Below are 18,970 nucleotides of genomic sequence, written 5' to 3' on the forward strand. Positions count from 1 at the left end.
AATTCCGGACGGAAAACCGTTACACACTTTTCCTGGAATTGCTCTAAGCTTCAAGCGCTTTTACGGCGCGCTCGATGAGCGCGCCGCGGTCAAGGGTGAAACCGGACGCGATCCATTCCTTCTCGAGACTTTTCAGGATCGCGCCGAGCCTGGGGCCGGGCGCCGCGCCAAGCTCGGCGAGATCGGCGCCCTTGATCGGGAATACCGGCTTCTCCCATTTCAACGCGAAGGCAAGCAGGCGCGAGAAGCCGCCAGCATCGATCAGCGCCTGATTGTCCTCGGCGGCCCGTGCCCGCGCGGAAGCCAGCGAAAGCCGCAGCCGGTCGGCGATGCCGTTTCGATCGCCGAGATAGAGTTTCTTGGCCAGTTCGCCTTCGCTCGTCCTCGGCTCGATCGCCGCCGCCAGCGCCCAGTGCCTCAGCCGCCCCGCCTCGGCGGCGGAAAATTTCAGCCTCTCGGCAAGCGTCTTCATCCGCGCGGCATCGGGCGGCACCATGGCTTCCAGCCTCAGCAGCGGATCGGCCGCCCAGCCCAGGTCCTTCTCGGTCCGGATCAGCCCATGGATGGCGTCGATGCCCCATTTCTCGCTTTCCGGCAGAACGCTGGTAAGCACGCCGGCCTGACGCATCCACAAAAGCGCGCGTGACGGATCCGGCGCCGACAGGAGCTTCTTCAGTTCGGACCAGATGCGCTCCGCCGAGAGCTGGCCGAGCCCGTCCTTCAGCCGCGCGCAGGCCTTCAACCCTTCGGCGTCGGGTCGTCCGTCGCCATACCAGGCGAAGAAACGGAAAAACCGCAGGATGCGCAGGTAATCCTCGCGGATGCGCGCTTCCGCATCGCCGATGAAGCGCAGCCGGCGCGCCGCGATGTCGGCGATGCCGCCGACCAGGTCGACGACGTTTCCGTCAGCTTCGGCATAGAGCGCGTTGATGGTGAAATCGCGCCGCTCGGCGTCGAGCTTCCAGTCGCGCCCGAACGACACCTTTGCCCGCCGCCCATCGGTCTCGATATCGGCGCGCAGCGTGGTGACCTCATAGGTCTTGCCGCCGGCGATCGCCGTGACGGTGCCATGCTCGATACCGGTCGGCACCGTCTTGAAGCCGGCCGCCTCGGCGCGGCGGAGGGTTTCCTGCGGCAGCGTCGTGGTTGCGACGTCGATATCGGCGACCGGCTGGCCGAGCAGCGTGTTGCGGACGGCGCCGCCCGCGACGCGCGCCTGCTCATCGCCGTCCGAAAGCGCTGCCAGCAGACGCTGCAGGTGCTTCTCGTTCAGCCAGTCCGCCCTGCCGGCGAGCGATACGGGAGCACTCAAGCATAGAGCCTTTCGTAGAGGGTGCGGATGATGCCGGCGGTGACGCCCCAGATGCGCTGGCCGCCATAGGGCATGTCATAGAAGAACCATTCGAGGTCGTCCCACATGCGGCTGTCCCTGGCGTGGTTGGCCGGGTCCATCAGGAACCGCAGCGGCACCTCGAAGGCGGCGTCGACCTCGTCGGCGTTGAGCGTCAAGGAGAAGCCTGGCCGAACCACCGCCAACACCGGCGCGATGCGGTAGCCGCTGCCGGAAACATAGTCGGGCATGCGGCCGATGATCTCGACATGATCGCGCTCGAGGCCGATTTCCTCAAAAGTTTCGCGCAACGCCGCCGCTTCCGGGCTGGGATCGGTCGGGTCGATCGTGCCGCCCGGAAAGGCCACCTGGCCGGAATGGCTGCGCAGCTTCTCGGCGCGCTTTGTCAAAAGCATCGTCGCATCAGCGCCATGGTCGACCACCGGGATCAGCACGGCGGCGTCGCGCAGCGGCTTTACGTGCTTCAGCCTGGGATGGCCGGGATTGAAGCGATGATCGCCATAGTCGTCGCCGGCATGGGCGTCTGCCTGGGCGGCGACGCGCTGGCGAAAATCCACGGTCGAGAACGGCGCCGGCGTCACCTGGTCCATCACGCGCTCAGCCGTTTCAGCTTCTCGGCGGGCATGATCGGATAGACCTCGCCCCTGGAGCGCACGGCAAACATCGTCCTGCCGTCGATGTCGATCTCCTCGCCATGCTCGACCAGCTCGTACATCACCGGCCGCGCCACCAGCGCCTCCAACCGGCCGCGCACCAGCACATAGGGTTTCAGCCCGCCGGTCGCCTCCTCGTCGACGAAGCGCAGGGCGTGGCCCGGCCCGGCCTCGACGACATCGCCGACATTGGTGCGGAAGGTGATGACCTGGTCGTCGCCGGCGCCGGACACATCCATCTCGACCGCGACAAAGGGGGCGTCGACGACGCGTATCCCCACCCTCTCCACCGGGGTCACCAGATAGGTCTTACCGTCCGCGTCCTTGCGCAGCACGGTGGAGAAAAGCTGCACCAGCGGCATGCGCCCGATCGGCGTGCCCAGATAGAACCAGGTGCCGTCGGCCCTGATCTCCATGTCGAGGTCGCCGCAGAAGTCCGGATTCCAGCGCTCCACCGGCGCCGGCCCCTTGCCGGCGCGGGTCGCGCGCGAGATCAGCGCCTCCAGCCCGCGCGCCTCGGTGGCGCTGGTGAGGCTCTGTTCACGATGTTCTGTGAGCTCCGTCATGGTCACGAAATAGTCACTGTTGTTCCGCTTGTCAGCCTAAGTCTGTGATTTAAGTTCAAATGCAGGCGCCAGGCGAGGCCGAATCGCGGCATTCTGCGGCACAGACAGTGCAAGCCGGTATTTCCAGCACAAGGATCGAAACGGCATGAGCGTGATGATCAAGGAAAGCCCGATCAGCGAAAAGGACATGATTGCCGAGGCCGAAAAGGCACTGGCGGACATCTCGAAAGTCCGCGACGGCGTCGGCCGTGTCATCTTCGGCCAGGATGCCGTCGTCGAGCGCACGCTGGTGGCGCTGCTTGCCGGTGGCCATGCGCTGCTGGTCGGCGTGCCGGGCCTCGCCAAGACCAAGCTGGTCGAGACGCTGGGCGTCGTGCTCGGTCTCGATTCCCGCCGCATCCAGTTCACCCCCGACCTGATGCCGTCCGATATTCTGGGCTCCGAGGTGATGGAGCAGGACGAGTTCGGCAAGCGCTCCTTCCGCTTCATCTCCGGGCCGATCTTCGCGCAATTGCTGATGGCCGACGAGATCAACCGCGCCTCGCCGCGCACCCAGTCGGCGCTGCTGCAGGCGATGCAGGAATACCACGTCACCATCGCCGGGGCGCGCCACGACCTGCCCTCGCCCTTCCATGTGCTGGCGACGCAGAACCCGCTGGAGCAGGAAGGCACCTATCCGCTCCCGGAGGCGCAGCTCGACCGCTTCCTGATGCAGGTCGACATCCTCTATCCGGAAATCGAAGCCGAACGGCGCATCCTGCTGGAGACCACCGGCGTCGAGGACGCCAAGGCGCAGAATGTGCTGCAGCCGGCCCGGCTGAAGGAGATCCAGACGCTGATCCGCCGCATGCCGGTGCCGGAAAGCGTGGTCGACGCGATCCTCAAGCTGGTGCGTTCGGCCCGCCCCGGCCAGGGGCACGCCGAAACCGACAAGCTCGTCGCCTGGGGTCCCGGGCCGCGCGCCAGCCAGGCGCTGACACTGTGCGCGCGAGCGCGGGCGCTGTATGATGGGAGGCTGGCGCCGTCGGTTGACGACATCCGTGCCCTGGCCGAGCCGGTGCTGCAGCATCGCATGGCGCTGACTTTCGCCGCCCGCGCCGAAGGCACCTCGGTGCGCGACGTGGTGGCGAAACTGGCAAAAGGCATCTGATGGCACGAATAGGCGAGGTCCAGGCACCGGTTGCGACGCGTGACGCGCTCGCCCGTGGCCGGTTGCGGGCCTCGCTGGTGCCGGACCTGCTGGTCGAGGCGCGCCGCATCGTCAACACCGTGATCGCCGGCTGGCATGGCCGCCGCAAGCGCGGCATAGGCGAGAATTTCTGGCAGTTCCGGCCCTATGTCGAAGGCGATTCCTCGCGCATCGACTGGCGCCGCTCGGCCCGCGACGATCACACCTATGTGCGCGACCGCGAATGGGAGGCCGCTCATACGGTGTGGCTGTGGGCCGACCCCTCTCCTTCGATGCTCTACAAATCGGCCGGCGCCGGCGTTTCCAAGGAATCGCGCGCGCTCGTCCTGGCGCTGGCCATGGCCGAGCTGCTGTCGCGCAGCGGCGAGCGCATCGCCTGGCCGGGCCTCACCGACCCGTTCACGGCCCGCAACGGCGCCGAGCGCATCGCGGCCCAGCTCGGCCATGCCGGCGCGCTGCCGGCAAAGCCCGATCTTTCCGGCATCCGCCGCTTTTCCGACGTCGTCCTCGTCAGCGACTTCCTCGACCCGGTCGAAGAGACCATGGCCTGGCTCGACGTGCTCGCCCGCCACGGCGTGCGCGCCCATCTGATCGAGGTCGCCGACCCGGCCGAGGAAACCTTTCCCTATGCCGGCCGCACCGAGTTCACCGATCCCGAAACCGGCGACAAGCTGACCGCCGGCCGCGCCGAGATGCTCGGCGACGAATACCGCCTGCTCTACGGCGCCCGCCGCCAGGAACTGGCCGGCTGGTGCAAGCGGCTGGGCTGGAGCTTCACCGTCAACCATACCGACCGCCTCGCCTCCGAAGCGCTGGTGCGCATCCACATGGCTTTGACCGCCGAAGGCAGTCATTCAGGGTTGACCATAGGTCATACCGGGTTGACCACAGGTCATACCGGGTTGACCGCCGGTCCTGCCGGAAAGATCGGCGCATGAGCTGGCTGCCGCTTTCCTTCGGTGCGCCCATGGTGCTGTGGGGCCTGCTGGCGCTGCCGGTGATCTGGTGGCTGTTGCGGCTCACCCCGCCGAAGCCACAGATGGAAGTGTTTCCGCCGCTGAAGATCCTGGCCCGCGTCCTGAAGCGCGAGGAGACGCCGCAGCAAAGCCCATGGTGGCTGACGCTGCTGAGGTTGCTGATGGCCGCCCTGATCGTCGTCGCACTTGCCGAACCGGTCTTCAATCCGCGTGAAAAACTGCCGGCCGAAGGCTCGGCCCTGGCATTGGTCATCGACAATGACTGGGCAAGTGCCGCCGACTGGGGCAAGCGCGTCGCCACGGCCGAAAGGCTGATCGCCGACGCCGGCTCGAACGGCGTGCCCGTCATCATCGCCTTCACCGCCGAAAAGCCCAACGCCGAGATCGGCCCCTTCGATGCCGCGACGGCGCTCGACAGGCTGCGCGCCGCCAAGCCGCGGCCGATCCCGACCGACCGCCCCGCCGTCTATGCCCGCGTCGCGGCAAGCCTGGAGAGCCATCCCGGCGCAAGCGTCGCCGTGCTCGCCGACGGGCTCGCCGCGCAAGGCGACGAAGCCGCCTTCGACACGCTCCTGTCGAAGAATGCGGCGCGGCTGGTCTGGGCCACGTCCGACCGGATAACGCTGGCCGGCCTGACCGCTGCCGACAACCAGGTCGATGGCTTTGCATTGACCGCGATCCGTCCGCCCGGCGATCCGGCGCCCGCCCAGGTCATCGCCGGCGCCTTCGACGACAAGGGCCGCCGCATCGCCGATGCGACGCTGACCTTCTCGCCCGGCGAAACCACGGCCACCGGCACGATGGCGGTGCCGTTCGAACTGCGCAACGACTTTGCCTCGATCGCGCTCGACGGTGAGCATCAGGCCGGCGCCGTGCGCGTGCTCGACGAGAGCTCCAAACGCCGCCGCGTCGGGCTGTTGTCGCAGTCCGAGGCCGACCAGGCGCAGCCGCTCTTGTCGCCGCTCTACTATATCCGCCGCGCGCTGCAGCCCTTCGCCGATCTGGTCGAGCCGTCGAGCGTCGACCTTGCCGACGCCATCCCGCAATTGCTCGATCAGAAGCCGGCGATGATTGTCATGGCCGATGTCGGCACCATCCCCGAGCAGGTGCGGCCAAAGCTCGCCGACTGGGTCGACAAGGGCGGCACGCTGGTCCGCTTTGCCGGCTCGCGGCTGGCCGCCGCCGGCAATGACGACGACCTCCTGCCGGTCAGGCTGCGCAGCGGCGAGCGCGCGCTGGGCGGCGCGCTGTCCTGGACGACGCCGCAGCCGGTCACCGAATTCCCGAAGACCGGGCCCTTCGCCGATCTTGCCCCGCCGGCCGAGGTCACCGTCACCCGGCAGGTGCTGGCCGAGCCGACGCCCGACATCGTCGAGCGCACCTGGGCGACGCTGGCCGACGGCACGCCGCTGGTCACCGGGCTGAAGAAGGGAAAGGGCACGCTGGTGCTGTTCCACGTCACGCCCGAGGCGACATGGTCGAACCTGCCGATCTCCGGCAGCTTCGTCGAGATGCTGAGGCGCATCGTGCAATTGTCGCGCAACCAGGGAGCCGCCGTCGCCAATGCCGAAGCCGCCGCCACCTCGCTGGCGCCCTACCGCATGATCGCCGCCGACGGCACGCTGGTGCCGCCGACGCCGGACGCAAGGCCGCTGGTGCCGGGCGCCGGTCCGCTGCCGGTGACGATCGAAAACCCGCCGGGCCTCTACGGCTCAGAGACCGGTGTGTTCGCCCACAATCTGCTCGACGCCGCGAGCACCTTCGCGCCGCTGGCCCGGCCCAACCTTTCGCTGCCAGTGACCAGCATCCAGTACGCCTTCGACGAATCGCGCAATCTGAAGGGCTCGCTGGTCGCGGCGGCGCTGGTACTGATGGTGCTCGACACGCTGGCGGTGTTCTGGATGGGCGGCCTGCTCTCGCGCCGACCCCGGCGCGCCGCAGCGACCACCGCGGCTGCCCTGCTGATCGCGCTTGGCGCGCTTGTCGGCCATGCCGACCTCGCCCGCGCCGATGACGCGAAGCCGGGCGACACGCAGGCGATCGAGGACATCTCGAAGACCCGCATCGCCTATGTGCTGACCGGCGAGCCCGGCGTCGATTCAATCAGCCGCGCCGGACTGGAAGGCCTGACCCGCTTCCTGATCGAGAAGACCGCGCTGGAGCCCGGTGATCCGGCCGGCGTCGACATCGCCAAGGATGAATTGTCCTTCTACCCGCTGATCTACTGGCCGATCGACCCCACCGCCCCGATGCCGAGCGAAACCTCGATCGCCCGCATCGACGCCTATATGCAGCAGGGCGGCACGGTGCTGTTCGATACCCGCGACCAGTTCGCCAACGGCATCGGCGCGAACTCGACCAGCCCGGCAACGGAACGGCTGCGCGACATCCTCGGCAATCTCAACGTGCCGCCGCTGGAGCCGGTGCCTTCGGACCACGTGCTGACCAAATCCTTCTTCATCCTTCCGGAGTTTCCCGGGCGGTTCAACGGCAGCCCGCTCTGGGTCGAGGCCTCGCTCGACGCCAGCAACGCCGAGAACCGTCCGGTGCGCGTCGGCGACGGCGTTTCGCCGATCCTGATCACCGCCAATGATTTCGCCGGCGCCTGGGCGGTGGACGAGAATGGCGACCCGTTGCTGCCGACCGTGCCGGCGGACCCGATGCAGCGGATCTATGCGCTGCGCGCCGGCGTCAACATCATGATGTACATGCTGACCGGCAACTACAAATCCGATCAGGTGCATGTACCTGTCCTGCTCGAACGGCTGGGGCAGTAAGCGATGAACTGGTCGATCTCCTTCGAACCGCTTCTGTCCTGGCCCTGGCTTGCCGCCGTGCTGGCGCCGCTGGCGTTGCTGGCGCTGGTCGGCCTGTGGTTCCGCCAGCGCGGCTCGGTGCTGCGCTTCACAGCCTTGCTGGCGCTCGGCGCCGCGCTGCTCAACCCGGTGTTCCTCGACGAGGAGCGCGACGCGTTGAAGAGCGTCGTCGCCGTCGTCGTCGATCGCAGCCAGAGCCAGGACATCGGCGAGCGTACCAGGCAGACCGACGAAGCGCTCGCCGGGCTGCAGCAGCGGCTTGCCCGCTTCAAGCAGTTCGACGTGCGCGTCATCGAGGCCGGCAAGTCCGATGCCGCCGAGGAACGCACCGACACCAGGCTGTTCAGCGCGCTGGAAGGCGCCTTCCGCGACGTGCCGCCGTCGCGCATCGGCGGCGCAATCATGATCACCGACGGCGAGGTGCACGACGCACCTGCCGGCGCGCCCGATTTCAATGCGCCGCTGCACGCGCTGATCACCGGCAACGACCACGAGAAGGACCGCCGCATCCGGTTCGAGAACGCGCCGCGCTTCGGCCTCGTCGGCAAGCCGCTCGATATGACCTACCGGGTCATCGCCACCGGCGATCAGGCCGGTCAGGTCGATGTCCGCGTCTCGATCAATGGCGAGCAGGTCTCGGTCGAGCGCGCCACGATCGGCCAGACGATGCCGCTGCAGGTCACCGTTCCCAACGCCGGCCGCAACATCATCGAGCTCGCCATCGATCACGAGCCGGGCGAGCTGACCGATGCCAACAACCGCGCCATCGCCCTGGTCGACGGCATCCGTGAGAATCTGCGCGTGCTGCTCGTCTCGGGCGAGCCGCATGCGGGCGAGCGCACCTGGCGCAACCTTTTGAAGTCAGACGCCTCGGTAGACCTCGTCCACTTCACCATTTTGCGGCCGCCGGAAAAGCAGGACGGCACGCCGATCAACGAGCTGTCGCTGATCGCCTTTCCGACGCGCGAATTGTTCGTCGAGAAGATCAAGGATTTCGACCTGATCATCTTCGACCGCTACCAGCACCGCGACGTGCTGCCGATCCTCTATTACGACTACATCTCCGAATATGTCGAAAAGGGCGGCGCGCTGCTGATCGCCGCCGGTCCCGAATATGCCGGCGAGAGCTCGATCGCCCGCACGCCGCTGATGTCGGCACTGCCGGCGATGCCGAGCGGCGAGGTCGTCGACAAGGCCTTTTACCCACGCCTCACCGACCTCGGCCAGCGCCATCCGGTGACGCGTGGCCTCGACGGCTCCAACACCGAACCGCCGCACTGGAGCCGCTGGTTCCGCACCATCGGTGTCAAGAACCCCGAAGGCGAAGTGGTGATGAAGGGCGCCGACAATTTGCCGCTGCTCCTGCTCGACCGCAAGGGCGAAGGCCGCGTCGGCATGCTCTTGTCCGATCAGGGCTGGCTGTGGGCGCGCGGCTTCGAAGGCGGCGGCCCGCATGTCCAGCTCTACCGCCGCATCGCCCACTGGCTGATGAAGGAGCCGGAGCTCGAAGAGGAGCGGCTGACTGCCGACGGACGCGGCATGGTGCTGGAGATCCGCCGCCAGACGATGAGCGACGACCCTGGTCCCGCGCAAGTCATCACGCCGTCCGGCAAGGCGCTGATCGTCAGGCTCGAGAAGTCCGAACCCGGCATCTTCCTCGGCAGCGTCGAGACCAAGGAGATCGGCCTCTACCAGGTCGGCAATGGCGACCTCACCGCGCTGGCCCATGTCGGCCCGATCAACGCGCCGGAGTTCACCGATGTCATCTCGACCGAAGACCGGCTGAAGGCGCCGGTCGAGGCGACCGGTGGCAGCGTGCGCCGGCTGGCCGCCACCTCCGCGCTCGGCGGCATCACCGACGGCGTGACGCTGCCTTCGATCGTTCCGGTCCGCTCTTCCGGTGTGGCATCCGGCGCCGACTGGATCGGCCTGCGCACAACCGACGACAGCCTGCTCAAGGCCGTCTCGCGCGTGCCGCTGTTCGGCGGCTTCCTCGGCCTCGGCCTGCTGCTTCTGGCAATGGGCTCGATGTGGTACCGCGAAGGCCGGTAGCGCCTCCTTCCCTTCGCCCCGTTCACGGGGAGAAGGTGCCCGAAGGGCGGATGAGGGGCGGCGCCAACTGAAGTGATTGGCGATCGTCACGGATTATCCAGGGGAAACTCTTCTAGCGCCAGCGCCGCCCCTCATTGTCCTGCCGGACATTTCTCCCCGTATAGTGACGGGGAGAAAAAGGCTGTCGCGACCCTACTCCTCCGGTTCCGTGGTGAACAGCAGCGGATAACCCTTGGCCTTGCCGGCGTCCGTCGCCCGCGTCGCCTTGGTTTCTGCGATATCCTTGGTGAAGACGGCGACGACGCAGACGCCGCGCCGGTGCGCGGTGATCATCACCCGCTGCGCCTGGTCCTCGCTCAGCCTGAACTCGGCCTTCAGAACGGTCACCACGAATTCGCGCGGCGTGAAGTCGTCGTTGATCAGGATGACCTTGTAAAGTTTCGGCCGCTCGGTCTGCGGCTTCGTCCTGGTGCGTGGCTTGGTGACGGTTTCAGGCATCGGAACCCGGCGACGGCAAGGAAGGCTCACATTTTGTCATGCGCGACCGCGACCGTCCATTTCCGCCGACGGCGCGGCCGTTCACGAATCTATGTGGGATCTATCGTCTGCCGTTCAACGGCCGTGGCGGCCGGCGATGCGGTCGATGGGCGGCCCGTCCGCCCTGCGTTCCATCAAGGCCGTGAGCGCCCAGGCCGCGAAGGCGATCAGGGTCGTGGCCATCAGCACGATCAGCAGCCAGGTCTGCAGCGGGGTGATGTAGTCCCAGTTGGTTGAGATCCTGGGCGCGAACAGCGAAGGCTCGGTCCGTCCGCTGGCAGGGTCAGGCACGGGACTGGCGGTCAAAAGGATCAGCATCTTGGCCAGACCTGTGACGACCAGGCCGCCAAGCGCCATCGAACGCATAAGGGACGAAAACCGCTTCTTCATGCGGATTGTCCTACAGGATCGGCATTGCGACCGGGTTAAGGATCGCCGGCCGTGGGACCGGTTTCAGCGTGACCCGGTTGGCGCCTCAGTTCGGAGGTCGGCACCAGTCGAGCCAAGGCCGCCCCAGCCGATGTGCGGCTGAAGCGGCCTCGATTGCAAGAACAGGCTTGCGGATCAGGACTTCTTCGCCGGAGCCTTCTTGGCCTTCTTGACCGGGCACTTGTGCGTCTTGGTCACCTTGCAGACCTTCTTGGCGGCAACCTTCTTCGGAGCAGCCTTGGCCGGCGCGGCGGTCGCCGGAGCGGTCGTCGTCGAAGCAGCCGGAGCAGCGGTCGTGGTCGCGGCCGCATTGCCGAGAGCCGGCATCGAGAAAGCGAGAGCAATGCCGAGGCCGAGGGCGGAGAGGAGGGACTTTTTCATGGCTTCATTTCCTTTTCTTGTGCGGGTCGGGGTTTGAGCGTCACTGAACCGGGTCGATCGGTGTCACTCCAAGCAGCTTCAAAGCGTTCGCGAGCATCCGGATTCCCTGTGCCTGCTTCTTGTTGGCGCAGAACCGGTTTCCCTTTCTCTGAAGTGCCTTCGCCGCGGTGACCTGCGTTGCCGCGGCGTGGGTTTCGAGGGCTTCGTCAACCTGGCGGTTGAGATCGCTGCAGCGCTCGGCCCGGGTGATCGGCGTCACCTTTGCGTTGGAGGCCGCGACCGCTGCCGTGACGAGCGAAATGCTGAGCAACGCACCCATCAAGCTGATCGTGAACCTCTGCATTGGTCTTGTCCGTTACTCCGGAGACTAGCGTCGCAGCCGATGACCTGACCGCCACGACACCAGTTATGCCCTTGAAATTTTTCAGGAGTTTTTCCCGACTGTAGAATTTTGTTTCTGGATTGTTTCTGGTGAATCCAGCCTCGCGAAGCATCGTCGCCACTGGCCAAGATATGGCCGGAATTCTATCGTGTGGGTGATATCAGAACGACCACAGCCACCAGAATGACAGGGTTCCCGTGAAATCCGACGCACACATACTGATCGTCGACGACGACAAGGGCATACGCGACCTGCTTCAGGAGTTCTTCCAGAAGCGCGGGCTGCGCACCACGGTTGCCGCCGACGGCACCGAGATGGAGGCGATCCTGCGGCGCGCGCAGGTCGACCTCATCGTGCTTGACGTGATGCTGCCGGGAAAGAGCGGGCTGGAGCTCTGCCGCGAGCTCCGCGCCAACTACACCACCCCGATCATCATGCTGACGGCCGTCACCGAGACCACCGACCGGGTCGTCGGGCTGGAGATGGGCGCCGACGACTATGTGCCGAAACCCTTCGATCCGCGCGAGCTGCTGGCCCGCATCCGCGCCGTGCTGAGACGCAACGGCGCCGCCGAGCCGCGCCGGCCGGCCGCCAAGCAGATCTACCATTTCGCCGGCTGGACGATGGACTGCTCGCGCCGCCGGCTGACGGCGGCCGGCGATGTCAGGGTCGAGCTGACCATGGCCGAATTCAACCTCCTGCAGACCTTCGTCAAAAGCGCCCAGCGTGTGCTGACCCGCGACCAGCTGATCGAGCTGTCCGGCGGCGACACCGGCTACAGTTTCGACCGCAGCGTCGACATCCTGGTCAGCCGGCTGCGGCGCAAGATGGAGGACGACCCCAAGACGCCGAAGCTGATCCTCACCGTGCGCAGCGGCGGCTACCAGTTCTTGCCCGAGACGACCACCGAATGAGACGCTTCCTGCCGCAGACCCTGCCCGTCTGGGTGCTGCTCATCGTCATTGCCGGCCTGCTGATCAGCCAGGTCGCGACGCTCTACATCGTCTCGCGCGACCGCGCCGCCGCCAACGACGTGGTCGATCTCTACCGGCTGAACGACCGCGCCTTCTCGCTGGTGCAGCTGATGCATGATGCGACGCCGGAGGAGCGCAAGGCGACGGCGTCAGGCCTGTTCAACGCCACCTATGCGCTGACCGTTTCCGATACGCCCGCCGTCTCCTCCTCGATTGCCGGCGACGACGAGCTTGCCGAACTGGAGGACATCCTCGTTGGCCGTCTGTCGAAATTCGGCATCACCGACGCGCGCGTGCGGCGCGATCCTGCAACGCAGGAGGCCGATGCTCCCGGCGGCGTCATTCCCAACAAGGATGTCGGCCAGGTCGAGCGCGACCTCCTGGTGCTGGCGGCGGATTTCGCCCAGAGCGACAAGCTGACGGCCTCGCTGCGCTTTGCCGATGGCCAATGGCTGAACTTCACCGAGCCGATCACCCCGGTGGGGCCGATCCTGAGTTTCGACAGCCTGCCGCTTTATTCGCTGATCGCCGGGCTGGTGGTGGTGATGTCGATCTGGTCGTTGCGCCGGCTGACCGCGCCCTACCGGATGATGGAAACCGCCGTGAACCGGATCGGCAACGACCTGAAGTTCCCGCCGATCGCCGAGACCGGCAGCCGCGAGATCCGCGCCGCCGCCAAGGCGGTCAATGCCATGCAGGTCAGGCTGCGCGCCTATGTCGAGGACCGCGAGCACCTTGCGGCGGCCCTTGCCCACGATCTGCGCACGCCGCTGACCAGGATGCGGCTGCGCCTGGAATTGCTGCGCAAATCGCCGGCGCGCGAAGCGCTCGCCCATGACCTCGCCGACATCGAGAGCATCGCCAGCTCCGTCATCGACTTCGCCAAGTTCGAGGTGACCGAGGAAAAGGCCGAACGCATCGATTTCTGGTCGCTGGTGGAATCGATCGCCGACGGTTTCGAGGAGGTTTCGTTCGACCATGACGGCACCCGGCCGCGCGGCCTGATCTGCATCGCCCGGCCGGTGGCGCTGAAACGCTGCGTCACCAACCTTGTCCAAAACGCCGTGACCTATGGCAAGAAGGCGCATCTCAGCCTGGAGCGGTCAGAACACACGGTCACGCTGGCGATCCGCGACGAAGGTCCGGGCATCCCCCAGGCCCAGCTCGACGCGGTGTTCGGCTCGTTCGTCCGCATCGAGCAGTCGCGCAACCGCCAGACCGGCGGCCTTGGCCTTGGCCTGACCATTGCCCGCAACATCGCGCGCGCCGCCGGCGGCGAAATCAGCCTCTCCAACAACCCTGGCGGCGGCCTGCTGACGGAGCTGCGCCTGCCGCTGGCAGCTTGAGTCAGGAGGCGGAGGGCCGCTTGCCGTGGGGACTGGATCAGCCATGCCATCCTTGGGATAGTGCGGCCCGCTCCGGCTTGAGGAAAATCGCACCCATGTTCTACGCCATCCTGGCCTACCACGTCGAACAAACCGTCCAGTCCTGGACGCCCGAGGAGGATGCCGCGCTGATGGTCGACCTGCTCGAGGTCAACGACAGGCTGACCCGCGCAGGCAAGCTTGGGCCGGCGGCGAGGCTGGGCGAGACGGCGAAAGCCGTCACGCTGCGCGGCCCAGGCGACGGCATGGTGATCGACGGACCCTTTGCCGAGACCAAGGAACAGTTGCTGGGCCTCTATGTCCTCGACTGCGCCGACCAGGACGAGGCGATTGCCACGGCGCGCGACCTCAAGCGCGTCAATCCGAGCGCGGTCTACGAAATCCGGCCGATCATGCTTTACCTGCCCGGCGCGCCGCTGGCTGCCGGCAAGGGATGAGAAGCGCCTGCAGGGCAATTCAGGCAGTGCGCGTCGGCAAGGATCACCGCAGAGGACTGCGCCCGGCGATGCGGCCGCGGGCCGCGACATCGGCGGGAGCTTCATCGACGGGATAGCCGAAGTCCTTCAGGTCAGATATCGACAGTCCGGCCAGAGCCCTGCGCTGCATGGCATCCTGATACCAGCGCCGAAGCCCGGCGAAGGCGGTCGCGACATGGGCAGCGAGAGTGCCGGCAAAACGGGAGGTCGGCCGGAAGCTGCTGAGGCTGATGTAGGTCATTGCAATTCTCCCTCTTTCGAACTCACGAGGGCAATGTCCCACCGGCGCGCTTTGCCGATGTTCATGCAGGCGTGAAAACGCGGGGAAAAACCGCGAACAGCAGCGCTAAATCGTCGTTAAGTCGGCGACGGGACGTGATATTCTATCTGAGGCTGTTTCTCGGGGGTCGGGGTGCATATCCGATTGCTTGGCGACATCGAGGTTGCCTCCGCAGGCGGGCAACCTTTGCATTTCGCGACGCGCAAGACGGCGTTGCTCTTTGCCGCGCTCGTTTTGGCTGGCCCCAAGGGCCTTCGCCGCGAGAGGGTGGCGGCGATGCTGTGGGCTGGCAGCGGCGAGCAGCAGGCGCGAAACAGCCTGCGCCAGGCCCTGGTCGACATCAGGCGGCTGTTTCCGTCCACAGGCGACGAGACCATTCGCATCGAAGGCAATGCCGACACCATCTGGCTGGCGGCGAATGCCGATGAAGCCGACATCTGGATTTTTGACCAGAAGTGCCAGGCCGATGATGGTGCAAGCCTCGCGGCAGCGGCCGACTTCTACCGGGGCGACCTGCTCGACGGGCTGGCATTCCCACACGAGATCGACGAATGGCTTGCGCCGTTTCGGGCGACCTACACTCGCAAGGCGCTGGACCTGGTCGAGCGACTGAGCCTCTTGCCGGAATTGGGTTCGCACCAGGAACAGGCGTGTGAAAGACTGGCCGAGCGGCTGGTGGCTCTCGACCCATGCGCCGAGCAGGCCCACCGCGCCCTGATCCGGATCTTCCGAAGCCGCGGCAAGACCAACGATGCCTTCCGCCAGTTCCTGGCCTGCAAGGAAGCCCTGAAGCGCGAGCTCGGAGTCGAGCCCGAAGAGGCGACGCGGGCACTGCTCGAACGCATCGAAGCGCCGGGGCATCTGACGGAACCGATGGCCGAGGGCGGACCGCCTGAGGTCGAACCGTCCCGCCCGGAAGCGAAGGCGGAGCCGCCGCGCCCTGCCGTTTCAGTGCCGGAAAAGCCGTCGATTGCTGTTCTGCCGTTCCAGAATATGAGCGGCGACGCCGAGCAGGAATATTTCACCGACGGCGTCGTCGAGGAGATCACGACGGCGCTGTCGCATGTGAACTGGCTGTTCGTGATCGCGCGGAATTCCGCCTTTGCCTACAAGGGCCAGGCGGTCGACGTCACGCGCGTGGCACGGGAACTCGGTGTGCGCTACGTGCTGGAGGGCAGCGTCCGCAGGGCCGGCAGCCGGCTGCGCGTGGCGGGCCAGCTCATCGAAGCGACGGCGGGGGTGACTCTCTGGGCTGATCGCTTCGAAGGCGACATCGCGGAGGTGTTCGAACTGCAGGACCTCGTCGCATCCAGCGTCATCGGCGCGATTTCGCCCAGGCTCGAGCAGGCCGAGATAGCGCGCGCCAAACGCAAGCCCACCGAGAGTCTCGACGCCTACGACCACTATCTGCGCGGCATGGCGAGCCTTTACCGCTGGACGAGGGAGGGGCTGGAAGAGGCACTGCCGCAGTTCTACAAGGCTATCCAGCTCGACCCCGATTTTGCCGCCGCGCAAGGCGCTGCCGCCTGGTGCTATTTCTGGCGGATGGCGAATGGCTGGATGACAGACCGGCAGAAGGAGACCACCGAGGTCTCGCGGCTGGTCGGCAACGTCGCCATCGCCGGCCACGACGACGCGGTGGCGCTGGCCTTCAGTGGTCTGGCGCTGGGCTATGTCATGGGCGACTACGAGGCCGGTTCGGCACTGGCCGACCGCGCGCTCGTGCTGAATCCGAACTGCGCCGCCGCCTGGAGCGCCAGCGGCTGCCTCAAGGCCTGCCACGACGACCCGGACATCGCCATCGAGCACCTGTCGCGGGCAAGGCGGCTAAGCCCGCTCGATCCGCTGACCTTTTTCATGCAGTCATTCACCGCTTTCGCGCATTTCGTGGCCGGCCGCCACGATGATGCGTGGCCAATTGCCGAGGCGGCTTCCCGCGCGCAGCCATACTATCTCACCGGCCTGCGCGTCGCGGCCGCCAGCAATGCAATGGCCGGCAGGTTGGATGCCGCGAGCAAGCATATCGCGCGCTCGCTGCGGCTCGATCCCGAACTGACGCTTTCCAACCTCAAATACAGGGTGGGGCTGATCAAGCCGGACTATTTCGCCAGATATGTCGAAGCGCTGCGGCTGGCCGGCTTGCCCGAATGAGTGCTCCTTTCAATCCGGCGACCTGCCTCAGCCGCTAAACCACCATCGCGAGCTCCGGCAGCGCCGCGTCCGCAACCGTCAGGAATCGCGTCAGCAGCGCGGCGCATTTTTGCGCATGGGTCGCAATGAGGAAGTGGCCGGCGCCGTCGACGACCGCGCGACGCGCATTCGGCAAAGCCCGTGCCAGCACGTCGGTCATGGCCACCATCGCCGGATTGGCGAACTCGCCCCTGACGAGGAGAACCGGAATGTCCGGGCGGCGGTAGTCCTCGACCCCAGCCTCGAACCCGAAGTCCGTCAGCCAGTCGATCGCATTGGTCGCCGCAGTCTTGCGGCAGTAGTCGCGGACGGCCTCGGGCATCGCCGCAAATGTTCCCGGACTGCCCCAGAAGTCGATGATCATGGCCGCCGCATCGGCTTCGCCGGCATCGACGGCGGCGCTAAATTCGCGGCTGAGTTCCAGAACTTCTTGATGGATATTCCGCCTCGGCGGCCGAGCAAGGAGGGCCAGCGGATTTGCCTCGAACAGCGTCAGGCTCGCCACCTCGACGGAGTTTGCCAGGGCAGCGGCAAGGGCGACCGTACCGCCGAAGGAATGCCCGACCAGATGCACGGGTTCGCCGGCGCGGCGTGCCGCATGCTCGATGATGCGAAGCTCGTGCCGCATGCCGAAATCATCGCGCCTGCGGGTCTCCGCCGTCGCCCCGTAGCCGCAGAGACTGGTGCCGATCATGCGATAGCCGGGCGCAAGCCATTTCTGCATCGGCCGCCAGGCCGCATGGGTGCTGAACGACCCCGGAACGAACAGCACCGGCGGCCCCGAGCCTTCTTCCACATAGTCTATCAAGGGCATGTTTGCTCTCCCGCCGGCGACATCCGCGCCGCAAGTTCCGCGCCGATACGCAAGGTTTCCGCGACCAGCAGTTCGAGGTCCTCGCGTCGCGTCCGGTGGTTGGTGATCGCCACTCTCAGGCAGTGCTGCCCATGCACCGTAGTGTCGGAGAGGGCGGCGATGCCCTCTTCCTGCAGCCGCAGCATGATCTCGGTGTTGAGCGCCTTCAGCTGCTCGCCGGACAGGCCGCCTCCCCGATGGCGGAAACAGACGATGTTGATGGTGACAGGCGCCGTCAGTTCGAGCGCCGGCTCGGCCGCGATGAGGCCGGCCAGATAGCGGCCTTGGGCGATGTTCTGGTCGATCAGGCGGCCGAACTTCTCGACGCCATGCTCCTTCAGCGCCATCCACACCTTGAGCGCGCGAAAGCCGCGTGACGTCTGCAGGCCGTAGTCATGCAGCCATTGCCCGGAGGCGAGGCCGCGCGGCGCCGATTCCAGATATTCCGGCGTGACCGCGAAAGTGCCGCGGTGCGCCACGGCATCGCGAACCAGCGCGCAACCGGCCTCGAATGGCGCATGCAGCCATTTGTGCGGATCGAGCGCGATCGAATGCGCCTGCTCGATCCCGGCGACCAGCGATGCGTTCCCCGGCGCGATCGCGATCAAAGCGCCGATGCAGCCATCGACATGGAACCAGAGGTCCTCTTCCGCCGCCAGCACCGCCAACGCCCGCAGATCGTCGATCGCGCCGGTGTTGACGGTGCCGGCCGTGCCGATGACGCAGGCCGGCTTGAAGCCGGCGGCGCGATCCTCGGATATCGCCGCACGCAGCGCCGCGAGATCGATGCGCAGCCCGGCATCCGTCGGGATGCGGCGCAGCGCGTGATTGCCGAGGCCGAGTGCTTCCATCGCCTTGCGATGGCAGGAATGGACCTGGTCCGAGGCGTAGAAGCGCAGCGGCATCGGAATGGCGGCAACGCCATGCTCGCGCACGTCGATGCCGGCCTTGATGTTGCGCGCCACGGTGAGCCCGATGATGTTGGCCATCGAGCCGCCGCTGACAAGCGTGCCGCTGGCCGAGGCCGGAAAGCCCACCATCTCCTTGCACCAGTCGACCACCTGGCTGTCCATCAGCCCGGCGGCATGGTTGCCGCCGCCGAGATTGGAGCCCTGGATCGCCGCCAGGAAATCGCCGAGCGCGCCGGTGAAGTTGCTGGACCCCATGTACCAGGCCCAGAACCGCGGATGGATGTTGCCCATCGGATAGGCCATGACGTTGCGGGCGACATCGCCATAGACGTCGGCAAGCGGCGATGGCGTGCGCGGCAAGGGCGCCGTGAAGAAGGTCCGCACCTCGGCCGGCATCTCCTGCCATACCGGGCGCTCGCGGACATCACGCAGATAGCCCATGGCATCGTCCATGATGCGGTGCGAAAGGGCCTTCACATCGGCCCAGTCCGGCGGATCGAGAGTCTCGTCCGCGGCCATGCTTGTTGACGCTTCCCCCAAACTGTCCATTTGCCCCTCTCTCACATCT

The 18,970-nt window shown here is 66.5% G+C and carries 18 protein-coding genes; 8 read left to right on the forward strand and 10 right to left on the reverse strand.

The annotated features are described in order from the left end of the window. Positions 1 to 43 precede the first annotated feature (43 nt). From EN857_RS06675 to EN857_RS06685, 3 genes are read right to left on the reverse strand one after another with little or no spacing between them, the layout of a single operon-like run. On the reverse strand, positions 44 to 1,312 hold the full coding sequence (locus EN857_RS06675) for a CCA tRNA nucleotidyltransferase (protein WP_127393655.1): 1,269 nt from the start codon (positions 1,310 to 1,312) through the stop codon (positions 44 to 46). Further along, positions 1,309 to 1,941 (reverse strand): CoA pyrophosphatase, encoded by a 633-nt coding sequence (locus EN857_RS06680; RefSeq protein WP_127393654.1) that lies wholly within the window; start codon positions 1,939 to 1,941, stop codon positions 1,309 to 1,311. Before EN857_RS06680 ends, EN857_RS06675 begins: the two co-directional genes overlap by 4 nt. After that, entirely contained in the window at positions 1,941 to 2,570 is a 630-nt protein-coding gene (locus EN857_RS06685) for a DUF1285 domain-containing protein (RefSeq protein WP_127393653.1), read from the reverse strand. The genes EN857_RS06680 and EN857_RS06685 overlap by 1 nt, the downstream gene beginning before the upstream one ends. Positions 2,571 to 2,715: 145 nt before the next feature. On the opposite strand from EN857_RS06685, the gene EN857_RS06690 reads away from it, so the two are divergent. From EN857_RS06690 to EN857_RS06705, 4 genes are read left to right on the forward strand one after another with little or no spacing between them, the layout of a single operon-like run. After that, a complete protein-coding gene (locus EN857_RS06690) occupies positions 2,716 to 3,720 on the forward strand; it encodes a MoxR family ATPase (protein WP_127282803.1) in 1,005 nt (334 codons plus the stop codon). Further along, the gene (locus tag EN857_RS06695; protein ID WP_128346843.1) at positions 3,720 to 4,697 is read left to right on the forward strand and encodes a DUF58 domain-containing protein; all 978 of its coding nucleotides are present in this window, start codon (positions 3,720 to 3,722) and stop codon (positions 4,695 to 4,697) included. Before EN857_RS06690 ends, EN857_RS06695 begins: the two co-directional genes overlap by 1 nt. Then, positions 4,694 to 7,513, forward strand: a complete 2,820-nt coding sequence (locus EN857_RS06700; protein WP_127393702.1) for a DUF4159 domain-containing protein — start codon at positions 4,694 to 4,696, stop codon at positions 7,511 to 7,513. The genes EN857_RS06695 and EN857_RS06700 overlap by 4 nt, the downstream gene beginning before the upstream one ends. A gap of 3 nt (positions 7,514 to 7,516) precedes the next feature. Continuing rightward, complete coding sequence (locus tag EN857_RS06705) at positions 7,517 to 9,604, forward strand: hypothetical protein (protein ID WP_135858224.1); 2,088 nt, start codon at positions 7,517 to 7,519, stop codon at positions 9,602 to 9,604. A gap of 192 nt (positions 9,605 to 9,796) precedes the next feature. On the opposite strand, the gene clpS is transcribed toward EN857_RS06705, so the two are convergent. From clpS to EN857_RS06725, 4 genes are all read right to left on the reverse strand, one after another. Further along, a complete protein-coding gene (gene clpS / locus EN857_RS06710) occupies positions 9,797 to 10,102 on the reverse strand; it encodes an ATP-dependent Clp protease adapter ClpS (RefSeq protein WP_127285669.1) in 306 nt (101 codons plus the stop codon). 114 nt (positions 10,103 to 10,216) lie between these two features. After that, positions 10,217 to 10,531, reverse strand: coding sequence for a hypothetical protein (locus EN857_RS06715; RefSeq protein WP_127393695.1), 315 nt, complete (start codon positions 10,529 to 10,531; stop codon positions 10,217 to 10,219). 174 nt (positions 10,532 to 10,705) lie between these two features. Continuing rightward, positions 10,706 to 10,951, reverse strand: a complete 246-nt coding sequence (locus tag EN857_RS06720; protein WP_127285667.1) for a hypothetical protein — start codon at positions 10,949 to 10,951, stop codon at positions 10,706 to 10,708. Between the two features lie 40 nt (positions 10,952 to 10,991). Then, positions 10,992 to 11,294, reverse strand: coding sequence for a hypothetical protein (locus EN857_RS06725; protein ID WP_127285666.1), 303 nt, complete (start codon positions 11,292 to 11,294; stop codon positions 10,992 to 10,994). A 236-nt stretch (positions 11,295 to 11,530) separates the two neighbouring features. On the opposite strand from EN857_RS06725, the gene EN857_RS06730 reads away from it, so the two are divergent. The 3 genes from EN857_RS06730 (at position 11,531) to EN857_RS06740 (ending at position 14,129) form a co-directional block, all read left to right on the forward strand. Continuing rightward, on the forward strand, positions 11,531 to 12,247 hold the full coding sequence (locus tag EN857_RS06730) for a response regulator transcription factor (protein ID WP_127393696.1): 717 nt from the start codon (positions 11,531 to 11,533) through the stop codon (positions 12,245 to 12,247). Then, positions 12,244 to 13,653, forward strand: coding sequence for an ATP-binding protein (locus EN857_RS06735; RefSeq protein WP_127393697.1), 1,410 nt, complete (start codon positions 12,244 to 12,246; stop codon positions 13,651 to 13,653). Before EN857_RS06730 ends, EN857_RS06735 begins: the two co-directional genes overlap by 4 nt. Positions 13,654 to 13,748: 95 nt before the next feature. Beyond that, on the forward strand, positions 13,749 to 14,129 hold the full coding sequence (locus tag EN857_RS06740) for a YciI family protein (RefSeq protein ID WP_127285663.1): 381 nt from the start codon (positions 13,749 to 13,751) through the stop codon (positions 14,127 to 14,129). 43 nt (positions 14,130 to 14,172) lie between these two features. Here the strand turns inward: EN857_RS06740 and EN857_RS06745 are convergent, their stop codons facing one another. After that, on the reverse strand, positions 14,173 to 14,409 hold the full coding sequence (locus tag EN857_RS06745; protein ID WP_127285662.1) for a hypothetical protein: 237 nt from the start codon (positions 14,407 to 14,409) through the stop codon (positions 14,173 to 14,175). Between the two features lie 225 nt (positions 14,410 to 14,634). On the opposite strand from EN857_RS06745, the gene EN857_RS06750 reads away from it, so the two are divergent. Continuing rightward, positions 14,635 to 16,599, forward strand: a complete 1,965-nt coding sequence (locus EN857_RS06750) for a BTAD domain-containing putative transcriptional regulator (protein WP_245493354.1) — start codon at positions 14,635 to 14,637, stop codon at positions 16,597 to 16,599. A 34-nt stretch (positions 16,600 to 16,633) separates the two neighbouring features. Here EN857_RS06750 and EN857_RS06755 read toward each other — a convergent pair whose 3' ends face one another. Further along, complete coding sequence (locus EN857_RS06755) at positions 16,634 to 17,452, reverse strand: alpha/beta hydrolase (RefSeq protein ID WP_127393127.1); 819 nt, start codon at positions 17,450 to 17,452, stop codon at positions 16,634 to 16,636. Next, a complete protein-coding gene (locus tag EN857_RS06760) occupies positions 17,443 to 18,951 on the reverse strand; it encodes an aspartate aminotransferase family protein (RefSeq protein WP_127393126.1) in 1,509 nt (502 codons plus the stop codon). Before EN857_RS06760 ends, EN857_RS06755 begins: the two co-directional genes overlap by 10 nt. Positions 18,952 to 18,970 lie beyond the last annotated feature (19 nt).

The sequence above is a fragment of the Mesorhizobium sp. M4B.F.Ca.ET.214.01.1.1 genome, assembly GCF_004791545.1.
Classification (GTDB): Bacteria; Pseudomonadota; Alphaproteobacteria; order Rhizobiales; family Rhizobiaceae; genus Mesorhizobium; species Mesorhizobium abyssinicae.